The organism is Methylotenera oryzisoli (assembly GCF_004661485.1).
GTDB lineage: Bacteria > Pseudomonadota > Gammaproteobacteria > Burkholderiales > Methylophilaceae > Methylotenera > Methylotenera oryzisoli.
Map to the genome: position 1 here is coordinate 20170 of NZ_PQVH01000008.1, position 26067 is coordinate 46236.

Sequence of the window (26067 nt, forward strand, 5' to 3'; positions counted from 1 at the left end):
CTTAATACATCAAAATTTATGCAAATTTCCCCAGTTAAGGCATTATCGACCAAGTTACTTTGGCGTTTCTGTATCTTCAATATTGCTTTGCTATTAGGGTTGATATTCTGGCTTTGGCAAGCAAGTCAACCCGTTAACTTAATACAGCCTCAATTGCCGAACGATGGCAAGTTGCAGTGCGTTTCTTACTCCCCTTATTACCACCCAGGACAAACACCACTTAACCCTAACAGTTTTATCCAGCCAGCACAGATTGATCATGACCTTGCTGCACTTTCCAAGCGGTTTAATTGCGTACGAATTTATTCGGTCTCTCAAGGCCTTAGTTATGTGCCGGAAGCAGCCTCTAAATTAGGGATTCAGGTATATCTGGGGGCTTGGATAGGCTGGGTAGCTGCGAACAACGATAAAGAGTTGGATTTGGCCATAAGTGTTGCGAATAAATATCCGAAGACTGTGAAGGCACTGATTGTCGGTAATGAGGTTTTATTACGTGGTGAGCAATCTGAGGCCGCGATGCAGGCGTATTTGGAAAAAGCACAACGCTCAACCTTAGTACCAGTGACTTATGCTGATGTTTGGGAGTTCTGGCGAAAACATCCAAAACTAGAGGCTAATGTGGATTTTGTGACGGTGCATATACTTCCGTATTGGGAAGATGATCCGCAGGCAATCACTGAAGCAACCCAGCATGTAGTGAATGTGATGAGTTTACTTGCAGAGACCTTCAAAAAGCCTATTTTAATTGGTGAAACTGGCTGGCCATCCGTAGGTAGGCAGCGTCAGGCTTCTGAGCCCAGCTTAATTAATCAAGCGAGTTATTTACGTGGATTTTTACAACTCGCACATGATCATGCTTGGCAATACAACTTGATTGAAGCAATTGATCAGCCATGGAAGCGAGATCTTGAAGGTACCGTTGGTGGTTATTGGGGTATTTTCGATACGGAGCTAACGCCTAAGTTTGCCTTTACTGGTGATATACAGCCACGTCATGATATAAAGGCTATCGGGCTGTCTGGCGCATTGGGCTTTGCCTTATTTCTAGGCTTGGCGTTTTTATTTAAAGCGCGTCAAGTTTATATGAAGTTAGGTTTATGTGCGGCCGGCATCGTGTTTGGCATCTCAGTCTGGCTACAGACTCAATACTTGATCAGTGCTTGTCGAAACATCACTGAATGGCTAACCTTGAGCGGGTTAGCTTTTGTTGGCTGGCTACTGGTGGTTGGTTTGATATGGCGCATATGCCAACCCAGTAAGCATCATGCGCTAGTTTTAAAAACAGGCGTATTTATACTTTCAGTTGCGGCAATCAGCGCCACAGTTTTATTGATTGTCGATGGAAGGTATCGTGATTTCCCCATCAGCTTATATGTCTTGCCGATTTTACTGTTATCATTTTCCTCTGTATTTTTAGAGGTCGATGTGAAACCAAAGCGCTGGCTGGGCTATGTGCTTAGCTCAGTTCTAATGGCTGCGGCACTGTATTGTGTTTATTTAGAAATTGAAAATATATCTACTTATTATTGGCTTGGTCTGTGTGGCTTACTTATAGCTGCATTATGGCCAAAATCTCAAGCTTCAATTCGTTCATCACTTTGATAGAAATTCTCAGCGTAACCTTATGATTAACAAAACTAAACGCTATTTAATTCCACTTTTGTTTGCAGTGCTAGTGGCTGCGATCCACTTTAGTCTTTGGTATATTTCCAATCGCGCGCTACCTTTAATTAATGCGCCAGAAATTGTAAATGGCTTTGCCTTTAGTGGATTTCAGGAAAATCAGAGCCCATTGCGGAAAGAGTATCCGAGTACGGCTGAGTTGGAAAAAGATTTACGCTTACTCAAACCTTTGACTCATCGTGTTCGTATTTATGGTGCGCTGGAGAATAGTGAAGTTACTGCGCTTGCTTCTAGTTTAGGGTTCCATGTAACAGCTGGTGCTTGGTTGGGTAGTGATGCCGCTGCAAACTATCGTGAAGTTGAGGCGCTGAAGGCCAAGATTAAAATCTATCCAAAAATTGAGCGTGCCATTGTGGGTAATGAGGTTTTACTTCGTAACGACCTAACGCCTGAGCAATTGATTGGTTACATAGAAGACGTTCGTAAAACCACGAAACTGCCAATTTCTACCGCAGAGCCTTGGCATGTCTGGCTGAAAAACCCTGAACTGGTCAAGCACGTAGATTTTATTGCGGTGCACTTGTTGCCTTACCATGAAGGCGTACCGGTAGAGGATGCCGTAGATTACTCACTGAAGCGTTATCAAGAGTTAATGGATGTGTATCCAAGAAAAAAAATCGTGATTACAGAGATTGGTTGGCCTAGTAATGGGCCAACATTAGGTGCAGCAGTAGCCTCTAAAGTGAACCAAGCGCTTTTTGTCCGGGAATTTTTGGCTAAAACAGCACATAAAAACTACGATTATTACTTAATGGAAGCATTTGACCAGCCTTGGAAAAAAGAGCTGGAAGGTTGGGCTGGCGCCTACTGGGGCATGTTTGATGCCGAGCGCAATGAGAAATACTCATTGCACGGCGCAGTCCCTAAAGATGATCGCTGGAAAGCAAAAGCACTTTGGGCAAGTCTGTTAGGTTTGTTGCCAATATTCTTTATTGCTTATCGCTTCAGGCATTGGGGTTTACGCGCCCGTAGTTCGATGGCGGTGTTACTGCAAGCTTGTATTACCACTTTAGTGGTTGCTTGGAATTTACCTGGAGATTATTACTATACGATGAAGGATTTTGTCGTGTTGATTGCATTACTGATCGGCATGGGGTTAACGTCTGCAGTATTGATGATTTATGCGGTTGAGTTTAGTGAAGTGATGTTCAAGAAGGGCTGGAATCGTGCATTTAAGCGTGCAAAGCCACTGCCTGCGGATGAAGAGCTGTTTGTTTCTGTACATTTGGCATGCTACAACGAGCCACCAGAAATGGTGATCACCACCATTGAAAGCTTGGCTAAACTTAACTACACCAACTTTGAAGTGATTGTGGTTGATAACAACACTAAAGATGAAGCGAAATGGAAGCCGCTTGAAGCCTATATGGCAAAAATGCCGGAGAATTTTAAATTCTTCCATCTGCCGCAGTGGCCTGGCTTTAAGGCCGGTGCTTTAAACTTTGCACTAGAGCAAACAAACCCTAATGCGCAGGTAGTGGGGGTAGTGGATGCCGATTATGAAGTAACCCCTGATTGGCTGTCTGATTTAGTACCACATTTCCTTGAGCAAAAAGTGGCTGTGGTGCAAGCGCCTCAGGCCCATAGAGACTGGGAGCATAGTTTCTTCCGCAGTATGGGTAACTGGGAGTTTGAGGGTTTCTTCCGCATTGGTATGCACCACAGGCACGAACGTAATGCCTTGATTCAGCATGGTACGATGACCTTAGTGAGATACCAAGCGTTAATGACTAGCGGAAAATGGTCTGAATGGTGCATCTGCGAAGATACCGAGTTAGGCTTACGTTTACTGGAAGACGGCTATGAACTACGCTACATTGATGATACGTTTGGCCGTGGCTTAACACCTGCAGACTTTAAAGCACTCAAGTCACAACGCTTCCGTTGGGCATTTGGTGCGATGCAAATTTTGAAACATCACATACCTAAGTTGTTAGGGGATTCAACCTTGACCTTTGGGCAGCGTTATCACTTTTTAACGGGTTGGTTCGGCTGGTTAGGTGAGGCTTTGCAGCTAGGCTTTACCATAGGCTCTATCGCATGGTCTGTGGCTATGCTGTTATTCCCAGAAGAGGCGAGTTTGCCGGTTTCTCTGATGATTACCACCATTATTTGCTTCTTGGTGATTAAAGCGATTATGGGCCCGATGTTGTATCTAAAAACCATGACGTGTCGCTGGATTGATATCTTTGGTGCATCTGTCGCCAGTCTTGGGCTATCACATGCTATTGCCAGAGGCATTATCAGCGGCATCATTAAAAAAGATGGCGTGTTTAAAGTGACTGCAAAAGGCAAGGGGCTCAAAAAATCCAACTGGTATGATTGGATTGCACCAATTCAAGAAGAGTTATTTCTACTGAGTGCGTTAACGCTGAGCAGTATCGCGATGCTAGCTACCCGCGGAGTTGGTAATAGCGATGCTCAAATCTGGGTGGCTATGTTGAGCTTGCAATCATTACCTTACATAAGTGCGGTTGCCTGCCAAATTATTAGTAAAAGAGAAAACGGTTAATATCATTTGATGAACACGAATACACCAGAGCCGCATAAAATGAATACGGATCATCGTGGCCGCCATGTTTTACGCGGTGCCATTAGGTTTGCAACCTATTTATGCGCATTCTTTTTAGTGGCCGTAGCTTATTGGGTGGCTGATAACTTTGGCGAGCCTTCACTAGAACAACTGTTCTATCATGCGCAGTTTGGCATGGGCGGTTTGATTGATACCGATGCCGCAATTATTAAGAGTTTCGTCATTTGGTGTATTGCGCTACCTATATTTATCGCATTGTTATTGGTGTTGATTGAGTATTCAATTGCGCTATTTCTCACGCATGGATCTTCACACTGGTTAACCAAGCCTGCCAGGCTTGCCAATATTCATTTCATCAAGGTGTTTTATTGGTTTATTGGACACAGAGCCCCTTTATACGCATTAACCGTAGCAACAGTGTATTTTGGAGTGCAGTTCTCCGTTACTGTTTTTCTACATAATCTATTTGGTAAAGATTATTTTTCGGCACACTATCTAAACCCGGCGGAGGTGCAAGTAGAAACCACAAAACCTAAGAACCTAGTGTTGATTTATGTAGAGAGTTTAGAAAATAGTTATCAACAACCTGAGCTGTTTGGTAAAAACTTGCTCAGCAGCCTAGATCGTTTAAAAGGTTTAAGTTTTACTGACTATAGAAAAGCGCCAGGTACATGGTGGACGATTGCCGGTATTACCGCAACGCAATGTGCCGTACCGCTGAAAAGTGTTAGCTTATATGACGGTAATGACCAAGGTGAAAAAATTAAAAGCTTTTTGCCGAATGCGGTTTGCTTAGGCGATATTTTGCATGATGCCGGTTATCACAATGTTTATATGGGCGGTGATGCACTTGGCTTTGCAGGTAAGGGCATGTTTTTTCAAGATCATCACTATGATGAGGTGTATGGTCGTGATGAGTTAAAAGGCAAGCTCACCGATGCGCAATTGAATTTCTGGGGTTTGTATGATGATGATCTATTTGCATCAGCCAAGACTAAGTTGATTGCGCTACATAAAAGTAAGCAGCCTTTTAATCTAACCGTGACCACTATTGACACGCATGGCCCAGACGGACATTTTTCTAAATACTGTAAGTCTGTAGGGACTAAAACGTTTGAAGGTATTGTAGAGTGCACCTCAAATCAGGTAGTTAGTTTTGTTAAATTCATTCAGAAAAGTGGCTACTTAAAAGATACTAATGTTGTCATTCTTGGTGACCATTTAGCGATGGAAAATCCAGTGAGTGAGAAGTTGGATTTGATTAAAGAGCGCCATATTTATAATCAGTTTATTTCAAATGATCACTTTGAAAAGAACCGTAATCAGATATTGCCATTTGACATGTTTCCGACCATTTTAAACTTTATTGGTTTTAGCGTGCCAGGAGGGAAGTTAGGCTTAGGTTATACCGCTTTGTCTAAAGAGGCTGATTTGTCGTTGCTACTTAACTATGAGGAAATGAATGAAGACCTGCTTAATCAATCGGATATGTATCTAGACCTTTGGAGGGATGAAGCTAAGCTGTAGTTTTTAATGATTAGCGCCGTTTGTATCGTCATCCTTACCACTGGTACCGTACTTTATGATCAAAATGATATGCGTACAGTGAACCAAATATAACTGAAATACATATCAATTAACGTAAAAAAACCAGCTGAATCTTAGCTGGTTTTTTAGTTTGAGACTTTGTAATTATGCGTTACGTTTATCTAGCGCTTCCCAACGCGTCATCTTGGCTTCAACCTCGGTATCAATTGCAGTTAACCGAGCTTGCAGTACTTTCACCTTGTCAGGGTCTTGCACATAGATATTAGGGTCAGCCAGCGTTGCATTAATACTGCTTTGCTCAGCTTCTAAGTCTTCAATCAACGCCGGTATTTCATCTAGCTCTTTTTGTTCTTTAAAGCTAAGTTTGTTGGCCGGAGTTTTAGGGGAAGCCTCTTTCGTGACAGGCTTGCTTGTTTGGGCTTTCGCTAGAGCGGCCTTATCTGCTTCACGTTTAGTGCTAAAGCGCTGCCAGTCATCATAACCACCGCCAAACTCGGTCAACACACCGTTACCTTCAAATGCAATCACTTGCGTTACTGTGTTTTCCAAGAACGCACGGTCATGGCTCACTAGGAACAATGTGCCGTTAAAGTCTTGTAATAGGTTTTCCAATAATTCTAGGGTGTCAATATCCAGATCATTGGTGGGCTCATCTAGTACTAAAATATTAGCAGGACGTGCAAACAGACGTGCTAATAGTAGCCGGTTGCGTTCGCCACCGGAGAGTGATTTAACTGGTGAGCGTGAGCGTTGTGGTGGGAACAAGAAGTCCTCCAGATAGCTAATCACATGTTTACGCTCCTCACCAATTTGCACAAAGTCAGAGCCTGGGCTAATGGTGTCTGCCAATGTGGCTTCTTCATTGAGCTGTTCACGCATTTGGTCAAAATAGGCGACGCTTTGTTTGCTACCGCGCTCAATCGAGCCGCTATCTGGCTCAATATCACCGAGGATTAGTTTAAGTAGTGTGGTTTTGCCTACGCCGTTAGGGCCTAGCAAGCCAATTTTATCGCCACGTAAAATACGTGTGCTGAAGTCTTTAATCAGCACTTTATTACCATAGGCCTTGCTGACGTTTTCCAGCTCCGCAATCAGTTTGCCACTACGTTCGCCCACATCTACATTTAGTTTCACGTTGCCTTGGCGTTCGCGACGTGCGGCGCGCTCTAATCTCAGCGCTTCCAGCCTGCGTACGCGGCCCTCATTACGTGTGCGGCGTGCTTTAATACCTTGGCGTATCCAAACTTCTTCCTGTGCGAGTATTTTGTCAAACTTGGCTGCATGGGTTTCTTCAACGGCAAGCAGTTCTTCTTTTTTAACTTGGTAGGCGGTGAAATTGCCGACAAAATCTGTGAGTTTGCCACGGTCTAGCTCAGTAATGCGTGTCGCAAGTTTGTCCAGAAAGCGTCTGTCATGGGTAATAAACAGTACGCTGCCATTAAAGCCTAGTAATAAATCCTCTAGCCATTCAATAGCACTTAAATCCAAATGGTTGGTTGGCTCGTCTAGTAACAGTACTTCAGGTTCTGCCACTAAAGCACGACCCAAAGCCACACGCTTACGCCAGCCACCTGACAGCGTGCTGATAAGCGCATCTGCATCTAAGTTTAAGCGGCTAAGCACGGCCTCTACACGGGATTGTGCTGCCCAGCCATTTTGCGCATCTAAATCATGCTGTAGCGCCTGCATTTTTGTCATTAGGGCTTCAATGTCGGCATCTGGCATTCCCATGTCATGGGTAACTTGATGGTAATCAACGAGAATCTGTTGCAGATTGCCCAAACCTTCTGCTACTGCTTCAAACACCGTGTGCGTTGCTACCAGCTCTGGTTCTTGTGGTACATAAACCACGCGTGCATTAGGTGCGCGCCAAACCGTACCATCATCTAGTTTAATGGTGCCTGCGATGGCTTTTAATAAGCTGGATTTCCCTGCGCCGTTGCGGCCAATTAAACCAACGCGTTCACCTGCATCTAGCTGAAATGCAGCATGGTCGAGCAGGGCATGGTGACCAAAAGCGAGGCAGGCGTTATCGAGGGTAATGTATGGCATGAGTGACTTTCAAATTTTTACTTAAGTATATTAAATGCTAGTAGAAGAGATGGAAAATTTATTGTTTATTCAGCATGGCCCTGATGTTTGCCATTTTTGATTTACCAAAATCTTTACTCGCTTCTGGGTCTTTATTAAATGGGTTACCAAAGTGGCGCAGATCATCTTTAGGAATTTCCGCAATAAAACGGCTGGGCTCGCACATTTCCATTTCACCCGCACGTTTGCGTTTTTTACACCATGATATGTTGAGTGATTTTTGTGCGCGGGTAATGCCTACATACATTAGGCGGCGCTCTTCTTCAATCTTGTCATTATCAATTGATTCGCGGTGTGGCAGTATGCCTTCCTCGGCACCAATCAAAAACACATGACCAAACTCTAAGCCTTTAGAGGCATGTAGCGTTGATAGTTTGACCGCATCTGGCTCGCCGTTTTCACGGCCCTCCAGCATGCTCATGAGAGATACCATCTGGGTGAGTTCTAGCAGATTTTTGCCTTCTTTTTCATTACCATACTCAGTGCTAGGCTCACCTTTTTTAGACAGCCAGCCGGTGAAGTCCAGTACGTTTGCCCATTTCACTTCTGCCGCACGCGGCTCTTCAGAGTCGTATAAAAACGCCTCGTAATGTATGGATGATAACAAGTCATTCAGTACTTCATTGGCAGGGTCTCTTACCGCACGTGTTTGCAGTTTATTGATGTATTGGCAAAAGTTAAGCAGGTCTTCTAATTGCTTATTCCCAATTTCGCTTTGAAAACCGCCTTCGAATGCTGCCGCGAATAGTGAAATTTTATGCGCGCTGGCGTATTCACCTAGGCGCTCTAGTGTGGTATTGCCGATCCCTTTTTTAGGGGTGGTTGCGGCACGAATAAATGCTGGGTCGTCATCTTCATTGGCAATTAATCTTAAATAACTGATGAGGTCTTTAATTTCAGCTTTATCAAAAAAAGATTGCCCGCCAGATACGGTGTAGGGGATTTTATGGTTACGTAGATGTTGCTCAAGTATACGGGCTTGATGGTTCCCACGATAAAGAATGGCGTAATCTTTGTAGAAAGTACGATGCTCAAATTTATGTGCTTGTAGCTTCATGACCACGCTTTCAGCCTCATGCTCTTCACTCATGGCTGCTGTCACTTGAATTAAATCACCCGTGCCTAGCTCACTCCAAAGCTTCTTCTCAAATAACTTAGGGTTATTTGAAATGACTTGGTTTGCCGCACGTAAAATGCGTACGGTAGAGCGGTAATTTTGCTCAAGCTTAATGACTTTAAGTTTGCTGAAGTCTGTGGTCAGTTGGCGCAGGTTTTCAACATCGGCACCGCGCCAGCCGTAAATAGCCTGGTCATCATCACCTACTGCGGTAAATTGGCCGCGTAAGCCCGTTAGCATTTTTACCAGTTTATACTGGCAGGCATTGGTATCTTGGTATTCGTCAATTAATAGATACTGTAACTTACGTTGCCATTTGTTGAGTGCTTCTTCGTGCTGCTCAAATAGCTCTACAGGAAGTTTGATTAAGTCATCAAAATCCACCGCCTGATACGCTTTTAGGGTTTGCTGGTAAATCTGGTACACCCTGGCAGCGGCATGGGTGAGCTCTTCGTCCGCCTGTGCTTTGGCTTGGTCCGGATTAATAAACGCGTTTTTCCAGCTGGAAATCTGCCATTGTGTTTTACGCAGCAACTGTTTATCTGTGGTGGCCAACACATCTGCCAAGATTTTAAAACTATCGGACGAGTCTAGAATCGAGAACTGTGGTTTATAGCCAAGTAAAGATGCCTCAGCCCGTAGCATTTGTAAGCCTAGGGAGTGGAAGGTGGCAATGGTTAAACCTTTGATGTTAGTGCCTTGCATCAGCTTACCAACACGCTCTTGCATCTCTAACGCAGCTTTGTTGGTGAAAGTAATCGCTGCTATTTCTTTTGGCGCGTAACCAGCCTCATTAATCAGGTAGCTGATTTTTTGCGTAATCACGCGTGTTTTGCCACTACCGGCACCGGCAAGTACCAGAAGAGGGCCGTCTAAATACTTTACTGCCTCACGCTGGGGCGCATTCATTGAATTTAACATTGCAGATTACTATTGTGCGGAGTTGGTTGAATCGTCTGTTTCGGCGGCTTGCTCTGAGTTATTGGCTGGGCTAATTTGTGAAATGGCCATCATTTCTGCCCTAGATGTGGGCGTTTCTAAGCTGACACGGCCAATCGCACCGCTGCGGTAATCAGTTAAAAATGCAACTGCAGTTTTTTCCATATCCCATAAACCATCATGCCGTTTGTAAGATCTGCGCTTTGCAATTGCATCAAGTAGATCAACACCATCCATTTGTGTGACATCAAGCTTCATTGCGTCTAGTTTATAACGCGCATTCAACAGAGCAGGGTAGCTCTTTAATAGGTTGTTGGCTAAAAATGTAGCGACATCTTCATCAATCACCGCATTTCTACCAATGGCATGACTAGCAGCCAGCATGTAGCCATCTGACTCGTAAGCGATTCTAGGCCACATCATGCCTGGTGTATCGGTAATGCTCATCGTGTCGTCTAAATCAAAACGTTGCTGGTTTTTAGTCACCGCTGGTTCATCACCCACTTTTGCCACGCGGCGATTGAGTAGGGCGTTCATGAGGGTAGATTTCCCCACGTTAGGGATGCCCATAATCAACATGCGTAATGGTTTTAAATGCGTGCCACGGTGTGGTGTGATTTTTTTACAGATGGCAGGTATTTTTTTAGCATCACCCGCTTTTTTACAGGAAAGCGCCACAGCTTTAGTATTAGGCTGCGCGTTAAAGTAGTTTAGCCAAGCTTGGGTAGCGGCTGGGTCTGCTAAGTCTGCCTTATTTAAAATTTTAAGCTGAGGGCGTTGGCGGAACAGCCGCATTTCATCAATCATTGGGTTATGGCTGGCTGCTGGTACACGCGCATCTAATACCTCAATCACCATGTCGGTAAACTCCATGGTCTCTTCAGCTTTTTTACGCGCTTGGGTCATGTGACCCGGGTACCATTGAATTGCCATGTATTTTTTCCCTCAATAATTCTGACTATGTTGCCTACTGCTTGGCTGACATAAAAGTGTAGTGTCTAAAGTATGGTTTCTTTGGCTTTATGCCTTGTTATCTTGCGATGTTGAAACGAAAATTGCTTTAAACTAATTTCGCTATTTTAGCATCGACGGCTTCAATTCAAGTTTTTATCTGTGATTCTCCATGGAATATTTATGTAATCATCTGGTTATTGTGCTTGTTCCATTTTTCTTTCTTTAATTTGTTCACGCAATTCACGACGCTGCTCTGGACTCATATTCCTGATGCGGTTTTTAAACGCCTCTTTTTGCTCAGGCGACATATTTTTCCAGCGCTCACGTAGCGCGCTGCGTTGCTCAGGGGGTAATTGTCTAAATTTTTGTATGTGCTCTTTCACCCGCGCCTTGTCCTCTGGCGATAAGTTCTTAAAGCGTGCGATATTTTCTTGAGCGCGCGCTCTTTGTTCAGGTGGCATGTTTGCCCATTTATCTGCACCTTTGCTTAGTCTTTCCTGACGGTGCGGCGGCAACTCATTCCAGTGATCTTTCACAGCACTTAGCGTCTGCTGTTGCTGCGGATTGAGTGATTCCCAAGCAACGCCTTCTGCCATGGCTGAGTTTGCAAATAAACTGATCCCAAGCAAGAAGGTGTATGCCATTACACGTTGCTGAAAATATAAAGTGGTATTCATTTTTTGTTGCCTCCTGCAGGTGTGGCTGTGTCAGTGTTTTGTTTGCTGCTGTTTTGGTTGTTGATTATTTTCAGGTTTTTACTCGGCTTGTTTTCCAGCTCACTTAATGCTGCGGCCAGCATGCTGTCATCCTCTATTTCTCCCAGCAGCTCAATGACATCTAATGGTGGGTTGGAGGCTGCAGTGGCTGCAAATGAGTAGTTAAAATTGATGAGTATTAGTAAGGCGATGGCTGGTAATTTAAACTGCATTTTTCATACCTTCAGTTGCTAGCACCTCATCTATCCAGACATAAAAGTCTGGGTCAGTCGCAGTCTCCAAGTCTTCTGTATTCGTTATTAGTTCTAGCATAGTGAGATGCTCAGGCTGTTCGTGACTAATGTTTTGTTGGCTTGCTACGCGCTGTAATGCATCATCCAAACTATTTGGTTGATAGACAAACAATATCGCGAGTAAAGCACTGAGTGCAAAAGCGCTTGCAGGTCTCCATGCATTGAAGTTGAACCAAGTGCGATGTTGTTGTTTTTTTAGCGATATTTCGCGTATAGCTGCTAATGCCTGCTGGGTATCTTGATCTAAGGAAATGACGCTAGCATCCAGGCTGGATTTAATTTTGGATTCTAATTGTGTCGGTTCCATTGTCTGTTTGGTGGTCATTGGTGATCCCCTAGCTTTTCACGTAACTTTTCTAACGCGCGTGCATAGTGCGTTTTTACACTGCTTGCCGAGCATTGCATGATGGAAGCGGCTTCATTGATATCCATTCCTTCCCATACGCGCAGTAAAAATACTTGTTGCTGGCGTAGCGGGAGTGCGCTCAGTGCAACATTTAAACTTGCCATGAACTGATTATCCTGTAGCTTGGCATCTGGCGTTTGGTTTGTATCATCCGGATGCTGTGCTAATGCGTCTTCAATACTCTCATCATCGTCATCATGCCAGTTCAGCCAACTTCTAAAACGGTTACGTACCGATTGCCTGCGGTGCCAATCTAAAATGCGTGTATTCAGTATGCTGTAAAACAATGCTTTCCATTCGGTGGTAGGCTGATGGCTGTATTTTTGCACCAGCTTCATCATCGTGTCCTGTACTATTTCCAGCGCATCGTCACGATTGCCTGTGGCAATTTGTGCCATACGAAAAGCGCGACCTTCAATATCTGCAAGAAAATGATTCATACTCAGGTATTGTTTATCAAAATCGCGCTCCATAGGCATAGATATTCGCTGCGTTTATTTACGTTTAGCGCGTCTGTCCAGGCGGTTGTTGATACGCTCGCCCTGTCTATCCATATGATTATTAACGCGCTCGCCACGGTTATCTAAGTGCTGGTTAATTTGATCACCTTTGTTTTCTAAATGGTTAGCACGTTTCATGTTGCCATTTTCACGCGCTCTATCAGCTTTGGTATCTAAGTGGTTTTCAATTGCGTCTCCACGGTTGTCAAGACGTTGTTCAACGCGATCACCTTTATTATCTAAACGCTGCTCTATACGATCACCACGCTCATCTAAGCCAACTTTTCCATGTGTGGTCTCATCAGCCGTTGCAGATGCTGAAGCAAGTATTGTGAGTAAAATGGTTGTGATTGAGAGTATGTTTTTCATCATGATGTCCTTATCTTGTCTAATTGGTTTTTGCTATCGGAACACCAATGCATAAGTGCCCTTGCTATATAAAACGCAGTAATGATTTGTTTGACGACAAGTCAGATAAAAATATTATTTTCCATTAAAATAGCGAGATGCAAAATATTCCAGAAATAAAGCCTAATCAATCCATTGAGTTACTTAAAGCGTTACATATACTCACGCGTGATGGCAAGCTTAACCAAGATAGCCGTCGTAAACTCAAGCAAGTGTATCACTTGGTCAATTTTATCGAGCCATTATTCAATGATGTGTTGGCGCATAATGCAACCCCAATTTTGGTGGATCATGGTGCGGGTAAGTCATATCTTGGGTTTATCCTTTATGATTTGTTGCTGAAGCAGTTAGCGGCAGGAGAGGTGGTTGGCATTGAGACACGGGCGGAATTAGTTGAGAAATCAAAAGATTTAGCACAGCAGCTTAGCTTTGCACGTATGCGCTTTGAGCACTTAACGGTAGAAGAGTCGACCACGTCCCATGTTATCCCTAATAAAGTCGATATTGTGACCGCTTTGCATGCATGCAACACCGCAACCGATGATGCGATTCAATTTGCATTGAAAAAACATGCTAAATATATGGTGTTAGTGCCATGCTGTCAGGCTGAGGTGGCGGAAGCATTAAGGCAGCATAAAAATGAAAGCTTCGGTAAAACCCCATTGAGTGAGATTTGGCGTCATCCTATTCATACCCGTGAGTTTGGCAGCCAAATTACCAATGTGTTACGTTGCTTGCAATTAGAGGCTGCTGGTTACAGTGTGACAGTGACTGAACTTGTGGGGTGGGAGCACTCCATGAAAAACGAGTTAATCATTGCAAAATATACGGGCCAGCCGCGTAAAAATGCAAAAGAGCGTATTGCCGATATTTTGAGCGAGCTGAATCTGGAAAGCATGAAGCCTAGATTTTTAGGGCAGTAATGAGGATTTAATAATGAAATACTTTATTTACAGTCTATTCTTGTTAATGAGCTTTAACAGTGATGCGGAGCAAACTGTTGCGCCAGACTTTAGCGGTGTCTACAACTGTGTGGGAGATGATACACACGAAGGAAAGTATACTGGCGTTGTTACCATGGCATTAAAACCATCACACAGTAAAGGTAATTACGCGAGCTATGACTTCAAGCTGGAGGTGCCGGGTTACGGCACCTATTTAGGACACGCTGCGGCAAATGGCTACCATGTTGCCATGCACTTTGCGCTGCAGGATCAAAGCACTAAAGACTACGGCACAGGGATTGCCGAAATGAAAAAGAATGCCAGTGGTCAGTGGGGCTTTCATAAGTTTTACTTTGAACCAGAATTTAAAGGTGGCAATACTGGGGTTGAAGACTGCACTATTCAATAAGCTTATAAGCAATAAGTTATCAGGCGATAACGACTAAACTTGAGCTTGATGGTTTCAAGTGATACGTATGAGCTAAACTTAATTTTTAGCGTCTAACTCTACATGCGTTTATAATAGAGCTGTATTTGGGAGATTAGCTCAGCTGGTAGAGCAGCGGACTCTTAATCCGTTTGTCGCGAGTTCGAGCCTCGCATCTCCTACCAAAATATATAAAGCTTCTAACGAGTTTTTTTACATTGTACTTATGTCGCAATACTGGGCTTAACGCGCCAAAATAAACACTTTTAAACTAAGCACAAACAGCACGCACTTGTGTGATGTCTGTATTGCCATTTAAGATTTTGATAATTCCATCTTGTTTAAGCGTGTTCATGCCGCTTGCTAAGGCTTCATGTGTAATCTCACTAACAAGTGCGCGTTTTTGAATCATCCGTTTTATTGCGGGCGTTACAGTCATTAACTCATACAGGCCGATGCGGCCACGATAGCCAGTCTGGTTGCAAGATTTGCAGCCCTTAGCTTTATACAAGGTCAGTTTATGATCTTTTGTGTACTCTTGTTTCCACTGTTGTAGTGTGACGTTTGCATCACCATCTGTGTTATCAACAAACTCTGCCGCGAGCGATTCCAACTCACTCTCGGCAGGTTCGTAAGCTTCCTTGCATTTTGGGCAGAGTGATTTTGCAAGACGTTGAGCCAATATTGCAAGCAAGGCATCAGCAAAGTTAAACGGATCCATTCCCATATCTAACATACGTACTATACTTTCAGGGGCACTGTTTGTATGTAATGTTGATAGTACTAGGTGGCCTGTTAGCGATGCTTCAATTCCTATTCTTGTTGTTTCTTCATCTCGCATCTCTCCAACCATAATGACATCTGGGTCAGCACGAAGAAAGCTTCTCATTGCCGCTGCAAAAGTAAGTCCTATTTTTGGATTCACCTGAACTTGCCTTAAGCCAGTTTGTGAAATTTCGATAGGGTCTTCTGCCGTCCATATTTTACGCTCGGGCGTGTTGATATGTCCTAGAAGCGAATGCAGTGTGGTAGTTTTACCTGAGCCTGTGGGGCCACATACTAGAATTAAGCCATACGGGCGTTCGGATAGATTCTTAATGGTGTTATACGCGTTTGGATTTAACCCCAGCTTTTCCATTGGTAATGGTTTCGACGCGGCAAGTAAACGCATCACGATATCTTCAAGGTTATTAGAGGTAGGGATTGTCGCAACCCTCAACTCAATTTTTGCTGGACCAAATTGCTGAAAATCTAATTTACCATCTTGCGGCTTACGGCGTTCAGAAATATCTAGTTGCGACATAATCTTTATACGCGATATCAAAGCATTGCGGAAATTGGCTGGGATCTCAAGATAGGGGGTAAGTGATCCATCTTTACGGAAGCGTACTTGTGTATTTTTCTTACCAGGATAAGTTTCAATATGAATGTCAGACACACCGTCTTTATACGCGTCTAGAATCATTTTGTTTACAAGCTGTACTAACGTATTGTCAGACTCCTCGATTGGTTCTGAGGCAATTTCTACGTTATGCGATTGTTCTTCACTGAATAATTTGCTTGCAAGTGCATTAATGCCAGATTCGGATGAAATACTATCATTTAAATCGAATTCAATTGAACCATCGAAGTTAGCGTGGTGGTTGCTTAAATCATCTGTGCCGTAATTGTTTTCTATAGCGGATAAAATATCTGAACGTGATGCCATGACTGACAGCACTTTCATCTGCGTTACAAAACGTAGCTCATCAATTGCTTTTGAATCCATCGGATCCTCAATGGCAGCGACCAGCATGCCATCATGGATGCACAATGGCATTAGCATTAACTTTCTTGCGAGTTGCTTATTGACCAATTTGATCGCATTCAGGTCAAAATTGAATTTGCTTAAATTGACAAATGGAATCCCTAATTTTTTTGAGAGCGTGCTTTTTAGTGTATTGTCATCAACAATTCCCATGTCGATGATGATCTCACCAAGTTTTAATGAACGATTGAGCTTTTGTTTAGCTAGTGCCTCTGCTAGCTGCTCTTCGGTGAGAAGATTAAGCTGTATGAGTGCTTCCCCCAGTCTAAGTACTGGTCGCTGTTCTTGGTGGACAATTGCCTGCCTGAGTTGCTCGGCCGTCAGGATCTGATTTTCATTTAAATAGTCACCAATTCGTTTGGTGCGCAATTCTTGTTGGTATTGCAAAGCACTTTCAACTTCAGTTGCTGTTGCAAGATTCTCATAAATTAATATTTCACCAATGTGCATGCCTGTATTGAAGCTTTTAATTGCATGGTGTGGGATAAAATGCCGCTCTACTTTTTCATTGCCAGTAAGTGGGTAAATGTATAAACCAGCATCTGTGTTGACAGAACCAAAAGTTTCACCGGTCTTTGTTATGTCATTTGTAAATACGAGTTTATACGGTTGTTTATCCGACAATTCAAATACATCTTGAGCACGAGCCTCAAGAAAGCTCTGCTCTCGCACAAAACTAATCGGCTTTAGTAATTGCAGTTCTCTAAATTGGTTAAAGCTTATAATTTCGCTACTATTACCCGTCACTGGCTGAAATAAAATGCGTGACTCTGTCGGTGAGAATCTAATGAGGTAGCCAGCTAACTCTTGCCCATCGTTCAAATGCACAAAGCATGTTTCTTTTTGTGACTTTCCAGTACTTTGTGTAAATTTAAAGTAAGGCGGCTCCGGCCATTCAAGGCTGTTGCCGTTATATGCTGTGTTTAAATTTACATTTTCCATTTATGGTTCTTAATTGTTCGTTATTTGTGATTCAATCGATAAACTATATTATGAAATGTGAGTAAAGTCCAAATGCAATATTTTACGTCACTGTTAAATAACAGTAGTTTTGATGTGCGGATAGAAAAATTAATGGCGACTCAACTCAAGGATTTATTCTCGGCCTATCAATGTACTAAGCTGATAAGTGTGCATTTGCCTTAATTTGTTTTCAAATGCGTCCACAGGCAAAGGCTGGCTAAACAAGTAGCCTTGGCACAGATTGCATTTGTTTTGCTCCAGAAACTCACGCTGAGTCTCTGATTCTACCCCTTCTGCAATCACTTCAATGCCTAGATTGTTAGCCATGCCAATAATGGTTTGCACGACTACAGCATCTCTATTATTCATACACATATTCCGTATAAAGGACTGGTCGATTTTTAGCTGATCCAACGGCAGTTTGGTTAAATAAGAGAGTGATGAAAACCCAGTGCCAAAGTCATCCATAGAGAAGAGTACGCCATAAGATTTAAGTGCCTGCATTTTCATAATGGCTTCTTCTACATTATCTAACACTAGACTTTCTGTGAGTTCCAGCTTGAGGTTGCCAGGCTTGATTTTGTGGCGGCTCAGCATTTCAATTACTCGCTCGACAAAGCTCGAGTCATGAAATTGGCATGCACTCACATTAACCGCAACTTGCAAATCACGGGTTGCTGGGTCACTTTCCCAACGTTTAATTTGCGCACATGCCGTTTCCATTACCCAGTGTCCAATTGGAATAATCAGTCCAGTTTCTTCGGTAAGTGGGATAAATTGTAACGGGGGGACTAGCCCTTTTTGAGGGTGCTGCCAACGAATGAGTGCCTCCGCACCATGCACATTACCTGAGTGGTCAACTTGCATCTGATAGTACAGTCTGAACTGATTCTTTTTGATAGCCAATCGCAAGTCAGTTTCTAATGCGGCGCGAGCCTCTAGTGCTGCTTGCATGGTGGGGTCATAAAAGCGTTGTGTGTTGCGCCCCGCATTTTTTGCCTGATACATGGCTATATCAGCTCTTTTCAGTAACTCATCTACCGTGAATTCTTGGTTTCGAAATAGGCATACACCAACACTAGTAGAGCTGTGATATAAATAACTGTCTAAGTAGTAGGGTAAATTGATCGCAGAAATGATCTTAGCGCAAACTGTTTCTGCTTGAACCGCTGCTTGGGATGAATCCTCACTTAGGTCTTGCAGTATCACTACAAACTCATCACCACCTAATCTTGCTAAGGTGTCTCCTTCCCGCATGCAGGTTTGTAATCGCTTAGCAACCTCCACTAGCAATAAATCTCCAACGCTATGGCCTTTGGTGTCGTTTAGTGTTTTAAAATGGTCTAAGTCGATAAAGAGCAGGGCACCATGGTTGTGATGTCTGGCACTCATTGCTAAAGTGTGTTGCAGGCGATCAATCAGGAGTAGTCTGTTAGGCAGGTTCGTTAGTAAATCATAGTAGGCCAAATGTTGAATTTTATCTTCGGCTTCCTTCCTTCTGGCAATGTCTTGCTGTAGAAATTGGTTGGCTTCTTCTAACTGCAGCGTTTTCTCTTCTAGTTTGCGGATAAGTATCACGCTGTAGTCTTTGAGCGTGTCACTATGATCGTTATTCGTCTCGCTGGTGCTGTCTGGCGTGGCTACTACACCTTTAGCCAGAACTTCAACAAATCGGGCAATAAAATCTTCGGGCTCGCATGGTTTAAGAATAAATGCATCAGCGCCAAGACTAAGCGCCAGTTTTTCATCTTCAGGCTCTGTATAAGTGGCGGTGTAAACGATAAACGGAATTTTTTTTAGCTTAGCATCACTCTTCCAGTGACGTAGCAAGGTGTAGCCATCCATGACCGGCATAAGTAGATCAGAGACAATCAGTTGAGGTGGATTCTGGCGCGCTTTGACTAGTGCCTCAGCACCATGGCGAGCGAGCTCAACAATATACCCATTACCAGTGAGCAGGGCTTGTAGGTAATAAAGGTTCTCCTCTTTGTCGTCAACAATCAAAATATGCTTCATAAACTTCCTTGTACAGCTAATCAAGCGGTTAGATAAAGGGAAATCTCAGCTACAAAAGTTTCAGGATTGATTGGTTTTTCAATATACCCATTACAACCGGCGGCTAGGCATTTTTCACGGTCGCCAACCATGGCGTATGATGTGACAGCAATAATGGGAACTTGTTTTAATGATTCTATTTTTCTTAAGGCCGTAGCAACAGCGTAACCATCCATCATGGGAAGTTGTATATCCAGCAGTATCAGGTCAGGTAATATTTTTTTTGTTAAATCAATACCAGTCGGGCCATCTGCCGCGGTAACCACATTCATGCCATTCGTTTCTAAAAGAAAAGTGGTCAGATAACTATTCTGTTCATTATCTTCAATCAGTAGTATGTTTTTTTTCATGATTTGACCGCACCCTCCATCGGCAGTAGAACCGTAAACTTGCTACCTGCTGACCATTCACTCTCAGCTGAAATTTGCCCACCCATGAGCTCCAGTAGACGCCGACAGATGGCAAGCCCTAGCCCTGTGCCTTCGTGCAGGCGTGAAAGCCCACTATCAATTTGATGAAACGGTTGGAATAGCAAGTCCAGATCGTCAGGCTTAATACCTATGCCTGTATCGATGACGCTTAGTTTTAAGAATGGGGCAGGGGTGGTGTCTAATGATGCTTTGAAGTCACTGACTAACTCTGCGGTAATGGTGATACTGCCTTTTTCTGTGAATTTGGCTGCGTTGTTGACTAAATTAATGAGTATCTGTTCAAGTCGCCTGCGATCACTCACAATTAAACCTAACTCTTTGCTAATTGAGGTGCGAAGCAGTAAGCCTTTTTTTTCTATTATTGGCGTTAATGAATTCACCACTCGTTCAATGAGTGCTACCAGATCAAAGGCTTCGGTACTCACCTCTAATTGGCCTGCTTCAATTTTAGAAATATCGAGTACATCATTAATTAACTCCAGTAGATGCCTGGCGCTGCCTCTAACCATTCCAAGCTGTTTGGTTTGTTCGGTATTCAATGGGCCAGCCATGCCTTGTAAAATAATGCCAGTAAACCCGATAATTGAGTTTAATGGTGTTCTTAACTCATGCGACATCGTAGCTAAAAAGGCTGATTTAATTTTATCTGCTGCTTCTGCTCTAACCAGCGCCGTTTGTAGTTCTTCTGTACGTTCTGTAACACGTTTTTCTAGGCTTGCATTCAGCTCTCGAATCTCTTGTTCGGCGAGTAATCTTTCCGTGATGTCATTACCAATGCTAAGTATTTCTACCACTTTGCCTTGTGCATCCAGCACTACCTTGTTTGTCCAAGAGATCCATACGCTTTCACCATTGCTACGTATATTCTCGTTGATGTTTTGTTCAAACACTTTCGTATCCAGACAGATCTGTTGCATCAGCACTTGCAGATCGCGTCCGGCGCTATCTGTATTAGGCACTATCGTGCCGATTACATGCTTGCCGACGATTTCATCAAATGCATACCCAAAGAAATGCAGCCCGAATGAATTAAGAAAAGTGATGTAACCTTGAGCGTTCCAGCGCAAGATGATGCTATTAGCCGACTCTACTAGTTCACCATACTTTTGCTCACTTTCATTGAGTCTAAGCTCTGCATTCTTTCGTTCGCTAATATCTATGCCCATGCCAACTAAGCAGTCGGTGCCCTTGAAAGTAACATTTCTACCTGTAAATAAATAAGGTGTTTTTTTACCGTCTTTGGATAACAGCGACGCCTCTACAAATGCTTGTCCTTTGGTAAACACCTCTGATATTTTATTTGCAATAGCCGTTTTTTCTTCAGGTGCAAAAAAATCTAACGGATGCATCTTGGTGATTTCTCTGCTGGAGTAGCCAGAAACAGTTTGAAAATTATGATTCCAACGTAAGAACCTGCCTTCGTGGTTATAGAAGTAGAGAATTCCTGGCATGCTCTCAATCATCATGTCTGAAAATAATGATTCATTTTTAGCATTAAGCTCTGCTTCTTTACGCTTTTCTTCACGCTCTAAGTTTTCTAAGGAAAAAGAAATATTGCCGGCTGCTTCTGCCAACAATGCAATTTCTTTATCATGGAAAAATAAAGCTTGGTTGGTGTAAACGCTTAGAATGCCACTTACTTTATCTTTTGCTTGAATCGGAAAAGCGGCAGAAGCGCGAAAGCCTAAGCGCACTAAATCATCACACCAAATCTGTGTTGCTGGGTCTGCCAGCATATCGTTGCAAATGTAGGGTTCCCCGGTGCTAAAAGCTAGGGTAATTGGTCTTTTGACTGCACGTTTATCGTCTGCATAAATTTTGATGTTGTTAAAGTAATCGTAATGTTCACCCCAAGATGCAACTGGCGCTATTTGCTGAGTCTTGCTGTTATGCCAGCCAATCCAAGCCATGTGAAAGCCGCCTTCATCCACCAGAATCTGGCATACTCGCTTAAAGAGCTCTTCTCTGGTAGGTAGCCAAATAATGGCCTGATTGATTTTAGTGAGTGCAGCGTAAAGCCGAGATAGTTGTGAGATTTCACGTTGCTGCTCTTTCAGCACAGTAATGTCTCGTATCAAGCCTAGCAGATTGCCATCAGGCATAGTGGTTGCCATGATTTCAGCACTAAAAACGGAGCCGTCTTTGCGCCTTAGCAACCATTCCCGCATGTAGTCAGATTGTGTTTTGATGGTATCCAGCGCGGATTGGATATGGGGGACTTCAGTTTGAATAACGATATCAGTGGCGTGCATGCCGATCAGTTCATCTCGGGTGTAGCCTAACATGTTGCAGATGCTTGGGTTAGCATCCAGATAGTAGCTTTGAGCGTCAGCAATAAGAATGCCGTCTGGCGCATATTCAAAGAGTGCCCGATAGCTCGCCTCACCAATCTGATGCACTGATTGGCTACGTAGCTCTTCGGTTGATTGATTCTTAACACTATGTTTTGTCAAGATATTTCACTCTTTAGAGTTTTTTGTTTTTCAATTTTATAATCATTAAGAAAATAAAATTGCGTATTGTTAATAATCTACACGTAATTTTATTTAAGCGAAATAAGAAAACAGCATATATGCTTAATTATTATTAAGTTTTTCCGGCAAGGAATGAAGTTAAGTGCGTTTATCTGCATTAAACGGGCAGTGAACCATCAGAAATAGCGACACTCGAATAGTTAAATACAAACAACTTAAATATAAACGACAAAACGCACTGTCAGATTCAAATAAGCTTATCCATTGAGTTATGGTGGTGCGTATGAATAATTAAGCGTAGCCTGCATATACTTTTGCACATATTTGGTGCGTTATGTATACTGTAATAGGTTGAATATTTTGATATTCCGCACCTTTTAATGTAATTCAGGCTGTTGTAGCTATAGGTTTTGGTGTTTTCAGAAAGGGAGTCTCTATTCTAAATTACCGAAAACAGATTCTACTGCCACCGATTGTTGCATCAATCATACTGTTGATTGCAATGTCATGGGTCTTTTTTAGCGCGCAGAGTTTGTTGGTGCTGAGTGACCGCAAGGTTAAAATTGCAGACACGCGTTACGAAGTGGTCAAACTCATGAACACGGTTGTGAATGCAGAAACCGGGCTAAGGGGCTATCTCCTCACCGGCAGTGTGCAATTTCTTGAGCCATATAATCGCTCATCTAAAGATACGGCTTTACTTTTCTCTCAAATCAAAAGTCGTGAAAAAGACTTTGCCGAGTTTACCCCCATTCTGATTACGCTTGATCAACTGATTAAGGAAAAATTCAGTGCTATCGAGTCAACGCTTCAGGTTCAACTTACAGCAGGGTCATACTCACCTCATTTAAAATTTACGACGGGCGCTAGTAAGCTGCTGACGGATGAAATTTCTAATGAGGTGAATAAGCTCGATAAGATTTTACGAGATGAGAATGATCGCATTGAGGTAACGCTGTCTTTAACCATTAATCGCTTGAAATTAGCCTCGCTAGTGGTTGTATTCTTAATCATCAGTATATTGCTTGTTAATTATAAAAGAACCATTTCGCTGTTTGAGCATGCATCTTCTAGCCAAGAGCTTGCTGAGGAGTTTGGTTACCTTGCCATGCATGATGCGTTGACGCATTTGCCAAACAGAAGAAATTTTGAGCAATACCTCAAAAAATCGATTTCACAGGCAGCGCGCAGTAAACAAAAAGTTGGTTTGTTATATATGGATCTTGATGGGTTTAAATTAATCAATGACCAGTTTGGACATGATGCAGGTGATGATGCACTGATTGGTGCTGTGACTAAAATTAATCATGTATTGCGTGATTCTGATTTTATTGCACGGGTGGGTGGAGATGAGTTTGCGCTAGTGGCACACAACTTTAATGATTCTAGTGAGTTGTTAATTTTGGCTAATCGTATTATTCAAGCGCTCAAAGAGCCGGTTATTGCAATAGCTGGCAGGGATGTTTTTATGGGGATCAGCATAGGCATTGCGATCTACCCTGATCAAGTGAAAAGCATTAAATCTTTAATTTCTGCCGCAGATGAGGCAATGTATAAAGCAAAATCAACAGGCAAAAACCAGGCAGTTCTCCATTAGTCACTGGCTGTTGTGAAACGCGACGGTTGTTTTTCTATTTGCTAATCTAAAGTCGCTTTTAGCTTTATACACACCATGTGCGCATGGTGCCTTGCAAGCCTTAATCATGCTTTTCTCCACCCCATGGTTTAGTTTTTATGGATATCTCGGCTATATATACAGTGTTTGTAAATTTTTAATTATTATTAATATTCAATATATTAATAACTTTTATTAAAGTTTAAGTTTAACTATTTCGCACAGTTTTTTATTGCTGTATTTAAGTGGCTTTGATGCGTATTTCTTAGGATTCATGTAACCTTGTGAAGCAATAGTTTATTTAACAATTACAATGCAGCTTATGTTTAACGGCATGACAAACAGCTCCACATTATTAATTATAAAAACAATTACTTCCTATGGGCACTTCTAATTTTCTGATTCAAACGATGATTTATCTATCATCAGCCATACTGCTCGTGCCAATTTTTAAAAGATTAGGCTTGGGCTCGGTGCTGGGTTATTTAATCGCAGGGATATTGATAGGTCCTTACGCGTTGAAGCTTATTCCTGATCCTGAGCATGTGCTGCATTTTGCTGAGTTTGGTGTTGTGCTTATGCTGTTTTTGATTGGGCTAGAGCTTGAGTCCCAAAAGGTTTGGGAGCTACGAAAGATCTTATTCGGGTTAGGTGGGCTGCAAGTACTTGGTACATTAGGTCTGGTAGCAGTCGTTGCGCACATGATGCATTTTTCATGGCCAGTGGCTATTGTGATTGGCATGGGTGTTGCGATGTCATCTACGGCAATTGGGCTTACTGCACTTGCAGAGAAAAAACAGTTAAGTACACCTGGCGGGCAGGCATCATTTGCCACATTGCTGTTTCAGGATTTGTCAGTCATTCCGTTGTTTATGGTGCTGGCGTTTATTGCGCCTGATAGTGGCCAATCCAGCTTTGATGTCTGGGCCGTGGCCAAGGCGTTGGCTGTGATAGCTGCCATTATTGTTGCTAGCAGAACTTTGCTGCGACCGATTATGCGCATTGTTGCGCAGACGGAAATCCGCGAGATTTTCGTGGCATTCTCATTACTTCTGGTGATTGGTGTATCACTAGCTATGCAGTCTGTAGGCTTATCGATGGCGCTAGGGACCTTTTTGGCCGGTGTACTGTTAGCAGACTCAGAGTATCGCTATGAACTCAGGCTGGATATCGAGCCGGTAAAAGGTTTGCTGCTAGGCTTGTTTTTTATTGCGGTTGGGATGTCTGTGGATTTGTCGTTATTGGCGAATTCACCAGTGATGATTTTTGGATTAGCTTTACTGGTCGTGATGGTCAAGATAGCCATATTGTTAGGCCTAGCATATTTATTTAAATACTCGTTGAGAGATGGTTTGTTATATGGTGCCGCGCTCTCGCAAATTGGTGAATTTGCGTTTGTGATATTTGGTATCGCTTTCACACAAAACACCATTCCGCGTGAGACTTACAATGTGCTCAATGCAATTGTGGCAGTATCTATGCTCATCACACCGATATTATTATTGCTTTATGATCGGTTTTTAACGCTGCAATGTGGCGAGCGCCCTAAAGATAGCATTGACGAAAATAATTCAGTAATCATTGCCGGATTTGGTCGTTTTGGGCAAATCGTTGGTAGGGTGTTGCTGGCTAAGGGAATTGCGGCAACCTTAATTGATAATGACCCAAATCAGGTTGACTTGATGCGCAAGTTTAAGTGGCGTTGTTATTATGGCGATGCATCTAGGCTAGATCTGCTAGAGGAGGCTGGGATAGCCACTGCTAAGTTATTGGTGATTTCGGTGAACGACCCTGTGGCTGCACTCCATATTGGTAAACTGGTAAAAGAGCGATGGCCTCAGCTTGCTGTTGTGACTAGGGCGCGCAGCAGAACCGATGCTTTTGATTTGCTAGATGTGGGCTTAGACCCTATTCGCGAGACTTTTTATTCTTCATTAGTTGCAGCTAAGCAAGCTTTGTTGGCGCTTGGTGAAACACCAACCTCTGCTGCAAAAATCATTAAACACTTTGAGCGCCATGATATAGAGCAGCTAGAGGCTGCTCGCAACGTCAAGCACGATATGAATGCACTGCTGAGCATGTCAGAAAAGGGGCGCCAAGATCTTAAAGATTTACTCGCGCTTGAGTTGGATGAGGCAGGGAAGCCTAGTGGTAGCTAATTTA

The 26067-nt window shown here is 43.0% G+C and carries 19 protein-coding genes and 1 tRNA gene; 8 read left to right on the forward strand and 12 right to left on the reverse strand.

Translation table 11 applies throughout. The features are described from left to right. The first annotated feature begins 18 nt into the window (after nucleotides 1–18). Genes C3Y98_RS04750 through C3Y98_RS04760 form a run of 3 tightly spaced genes read left to right on the forward strand, consistent with a single transcriptional unit; the run spans nucleotide 19 to nucleotide 5743 of the window. The gene (locus C3Y98_RS04750; protein ID WP_135276970.1) at nucleotides 19–1602 is read left to right on the forward strand and encodes a glycoside hydrolase family 17 protein; all 1584 of its coding nucleotides are present in this window, start codon (nucleotides 19–21) and stop codon (nucleotides 1600–1602) included. Nucleotides 1603–1624: 22 nt separating this feature from the next. After that, nucleotides 1625–4195 carry a glycosyltransferase gene (locus C3Y98_RS04755; protein WP_135276971.1) on the forward strand — a complete coding sequence of 857 codons (2571 nt, stop codon included), beginning with the start codon at nucleotides 1625–1627 and terminating at the stop codon, nucleotides 4193–4195. Nucleotides 4196–4204: 9 nt separating this feature from the next. Continuing rightward, nucleotides 4205–5743 (forward strand): sulfatase-like hydrolase/transferase, encoded by a 1539-nt coding sequence (locus C3Y98_RS04760; protein ID WP_135276972.1) that lies wholly within the window; start codon nucleotides 4205–4207, stop codon nucleotides 5741–5743. 165 nt (nucleotides 5744–5908) lie between these two features. Here the strand turns inward: C3Y98_RS04760 and C3Y98_RS04765 are convergent, their stop codons facing one another. From C3Y98_RS04765 to C3Y98_RS04800, 8 genes are all read right to left on the reverse strand, one after another. After that, entirely contained in the window at nucleotides 5909–7816 is a 1908-nt protein-coding gene (locus tag C3Y98_RS04765; RefSeq protein WP_135276973.1) for an ATP-binding cassette domain-containing protein, read from the reverse strand. Between the two features lie 58 nt (nucleotides 7817–7874). Further along, complete coding sequence (locus tag C3Y98_RS04770) at nucleotides 7875–9893, reverse strand: UvrD-helicase domain-containing protein (protein ID WP_135276974.1); 2019 nt, start codon at nucleotides 9891–9893, stop codon at nucleotides 7875–7877. A gap of 9 nt (nucleotides 9894–9902) precedes the next feature. Beyond that, nucleotides 9903–10844 (reverse strand): ribosome biogenesis GTPase YlqF, encoded by a 942-nt coding sequence (gene ylqF / locus C3Y98_RS04775; protein ID WP_135276975.1) that lies wholly within the window; start codon nucleotides 10842–10844, stop codon nucleotides 9903–9905. Nucleotides 10845–11059: 215 nt separating this feature from the next. After that, nucleotides 11060–11542 (reverse strand): DUF3106 domain-containing protein, encoded by a 483-nt coding sequence (locus tag C3Y98_RS04780; protein ID WP_135276976.1) that lies wholly within the window; start codon nucleotides 11540–11542, stop codon nucleotides 11060–11062. Continuing rightward, nucleotides 11539–11793, reverse strand: coding sequence for a hypothetical protein (locus tag C3Y98_RS04785; RefSeq protein ID WP_135276977.1), 255 nt, complete (start codon nucleotides 11791–11793; stop codon nucleotides 11539–11541). Before C3Y98_RS04785 ends, C3Y98_RS04780 begins: the two co-directional genes overlap by 4 nt. Next, nucleotides 11783–12199 (reverse strand): hypothetical protein, encoded by a 417-nt coding sequence (locus C3Y98_RS04790; RefSeq protein ID WP_135276978.1) that lies wholly within the window; start codon nucleotides 12197–12199, stop codon nucleotides 11783–11785. Before C3Y98_RS04790 ends, C3Y98_RS04785 begins: the two co-directional genes overlap by 11 nt. Then, nucleotides 12196–12759, reverse strand: a complete 564-nt coding sequence (locus C3Y98_RS04795; RefSeq protein ID WP_245234322.1) for an RNA polymerase sigma factor — start codon at nucleotides 12757–12759, stop codon at nucleotides 12196–12198. The genes C3Y98_RS04790 and C3Y98_RS04795 overlap by 4 nt, the downstream gene beginning before the upstream one ends. 15 nt (nucleotides 12760–12774) lie before the next feature. Continuing rightward, nucleotides 12775–13152 (reverse strand): hypothetical protein, encoded by a 378-nt coding sequence (locus tag C3Y98_RS04800; protein WP_245234323.1) that lies wholly within the window; start codon nucleotides 13150–13152, stop codon nucleotides 12775–12777. A gap of 134 nt (nucleotides 13153–13286) precedes the next feature. Here C3Y98_RS04800 and C3Y98_RS04805 point away from each other — a divergent pair, with 134 nt between their 5' ends. The 3 genes from C3Y98_RS04805 (at nucleotide 13287) to C3Y98_RS04815 (ending at nucleotide 14744) form a co-directional block, all read left to right on the forward strand. Next, nucleotides 13287–14111, forward strand: a complete 825-nt coding sequence (locus tag C3Y98_RS04805) for a class I SAM-dependent methyltransferase (protein WP_135276980.1) — start codon at nucleotides 13287–13289, stop codon at nucleotides 14109–14111. 13 nt (nucleotides 14112–14124) lie between these two features. Next, on the forward strand, nucleotides 14125–14541 hold the full coding sequence (locus tag C3Y98_RS04810; RefSeq protein WP_135276981.1) for a hypothetical protein: 417 nt from the start codon (nucleotides 14125–14127) through the stop codon (nucleotides 14539–14541). 127 nt (nucleotides 14542–14668) lie between these two features. Beyond that, nucleotides 14669–14744 (forward strand) — tRNA-Lys (locus tag C3Y98_RS04815). 86 nt (nucleotides 14745–14830) lie between these two features. Here C3Y98_RS04815 and C3Y98_RS04820 read toward each other — a convergent pair. The 4 genes from C3Y98_RS04820 to C3Y98_RS04835 all read right to left on the reverse strand — a co-directional run bounded on the left by C3Y98_RS04820 (nucleotide 14831) and on the right by C3Y98_RS04835 (nucleotide 22268). After that, complete coding sequence (locus tag C3Y98_RS04820) at nucleotides 14831–17308, reverse strand: GspE/PulE family protein (protein ID WP_135276982.1); 2478 nt, start codon at nucleotides 17306–17308, stop codon at nucleotides 14831–14833. Between the two features lie 153 nt (nucleotides 17309–17461). Further along, nucleotides 17462–19345: a two-component system response regulator gene (locus C3Y98_RS04825; protein WP_135276983.1), complete on the reverse strand. Its 1884-nt coding sequence runs from the start codon at nucleotides 19343–19345 to the stop codon at nucleotides 17462–17464. A gap of 20 nt (nucleotides 19346–19365) precedes the next feature. Beyond that, nucleotides 19366–19734, reverse strand: coding sequence for a response regulator (locus C3Y98_RS04830; protein WP_135276984.1), 369 nt, complete (start codon nucleotides 19732–19734; stop codon nucleotides 19366–19368). Continuing rightward, a complete protein-coding gene (locus C3Y98_RS04835) occupies nucleotides 19731–22268 on the reverse strand; it encodes a PAS domain S-box protein (protein WP_135276985.1) in 2538 nt (845 codons plus the stop codon). Before C3Y98_RS04835 ends, C3Y98_RS04830 begins: the two co-directional genes overlap by 4 nt. Before the next feature lie 523 nt (nucleotides 22269–22791). Between C3Y98_RS04835 and C3Y98_RS04840 the strand changes: the two genes are divergently transcribed. Next, the gene (locus C3Y98_RS04840) at nucleotides 22792–23886 is read left to right on the forward strand and encodes a diguanylate cyclase domain-containing protein (RefSeq protein WP_135276986.1); all 1095 of its coding nucleotides are present in this window, start codon (nucleotides 22792–22794) and stop codon (nucleotides 23884–23886) included. 398 nt (nucleotides 23887–24284) lie between these two features. After that, the gene (locus C3Y98_RS04845) at nucleotides 24285–26063 is read left to right on the forward strand and encodes a monovalent cation:proton antiporter-2 (CPA2) family protein (protein WP_135276987.1); all 1779 of its coding nucleotides are present in this window, start codon (nucleotides 24285–24287) and stop codon (nucleotides 26061–26063) included. Nucleotides 26064–26067: the final 4 nt, after the last annotated feature.

Excerpts from the sequence above, each read along its gene's own strand:
- C3Y98_RS04750 (WP_135276970.1), top strand. The coding sequence starts at position 19 with ATGCAAATTTCCCCAGTTAAGGCATTATCGACCAAGTTACTTTGGCGT.
- C3Y98_RS04755 (WP_135276971.1), top strand. The coding sequence starts at position 1,625 with ATGATTAACAAAACTAAACGCTATTTAATTCCACTTTTGTTTGCAGTG.
- C3Y98_RS04760 (WP_135276972.1), top strand. The coding sequence starts at position 4,205 with ATGAACACGAATACACCAGAGCCGCATAAAATGAATACGGATCATCGT.
- C3Y98_RS04765 (WP_135276973.1), bottom strand. The coding sequence starts at position 7,816 with ATGCCATACATTACCCTCGATAACGCCTGCCTCGCTTTTGGTCACCAT.
- C3Y98_RS04770 (WP_135276974.1), bottom strand. The coding sequence starts at position 9,893 with ATGTTAAATTCAATGAATGCGCCCCAGCGTGAGGCAGTAAAGTATTTA.
- ylqF (WP_135276975.1), bottom strand. The coding sequence starts at position 10,844 with ATGGCAATTCAATGGTACCCGGGTCACATGACCCAAGCGCGTAAAAAA.
- C3Y98_RS04780 (WP_135276976.1), bottom strand. The coding sequence starts at position 11,542 with ATGAATACCACTTTATATTTTCAGCAACGTGTAATGGCATACACCTTC.
- C3Y98_RS04785 (WP_135276977.1), bottom strand. The coding sequence starts at position 11,793 with ATGCAGTTTAAATTACCAGCCATCGCCTTACTAATACTCATCAATTTT.
- C3Y98_RS04790 (WP_135276978.1), bottom strand. The coding sequence starts at position 12,199 with ATGACCACCAAACAGACAATGGAACCGACACAATTAGAATCCAAAATT.
- C3Y98_RS04795 (WP_245234322.1), bottom strand. The coding sequence starts at position 12,759 with ATGCCTATGGAGCGCGATTTTGATAAACAATACCTGAGTATGAATCAT.
- C3Y98_RS04800 (WP_245234323.1), bottom strand. The coding sequence starts at position 13,152 with ATGATGAAAAACATACTCTCAATCACAACCATTTTACTCACAATACTT.
- C3Y98_RS04805 (WP_135276980.1), top strand. The coding sequence starts at position 13,287 with ATGCAAAATATTCCAGAAATAAAGCCTAATCAATCCATTGAGTTACTT.
- C3Y98_RS04810 (WP_135276981.1), top strand. The coding sequence starts at position 14,125 with ATGAAATACTTTATTTACAGTCTATTCTTGTTAATGAGCTTTAACAGT.
- C3Y98_RS04820 (WP_135276982.1), bottom strand. The coding sequence starts at position 17,308 with ATGGAAAATGTAAATTTAAACACAGCATATAACGGCAACAGCCTTGAA.
- C3Y98_RS04825 (WP_135276983.1), bottom strand. The coding sequence starts at position 19,345 with ATGAAGCATATTTTGATTGTTGACGACAAAGAGGAGAACCTTTATTAC.
- C3Y98_RS04830 (WP_135276984.1), bottom strand. The coding sequence starts at position 19,734 with ATGAAAAAAAACATACTACTGATTGAAGATAATGAACAGAATAGTTAT.
- C3Y98_RS04840 (WP_135276986.1), top strand. The coding sequence starts at position 22,792 with ATGTCATGGGTCTTTTTTAGCGCGCAGAGTTTGTTGGTGCTGAGTGAC.
- C3Y98_RS04845 (WP_135276987.1), top strand. The coding sequence starts at position 24,285 with ATGGGCACTTCTAATTTTCTGATTCAAACGATGATTTATCTATCATCA.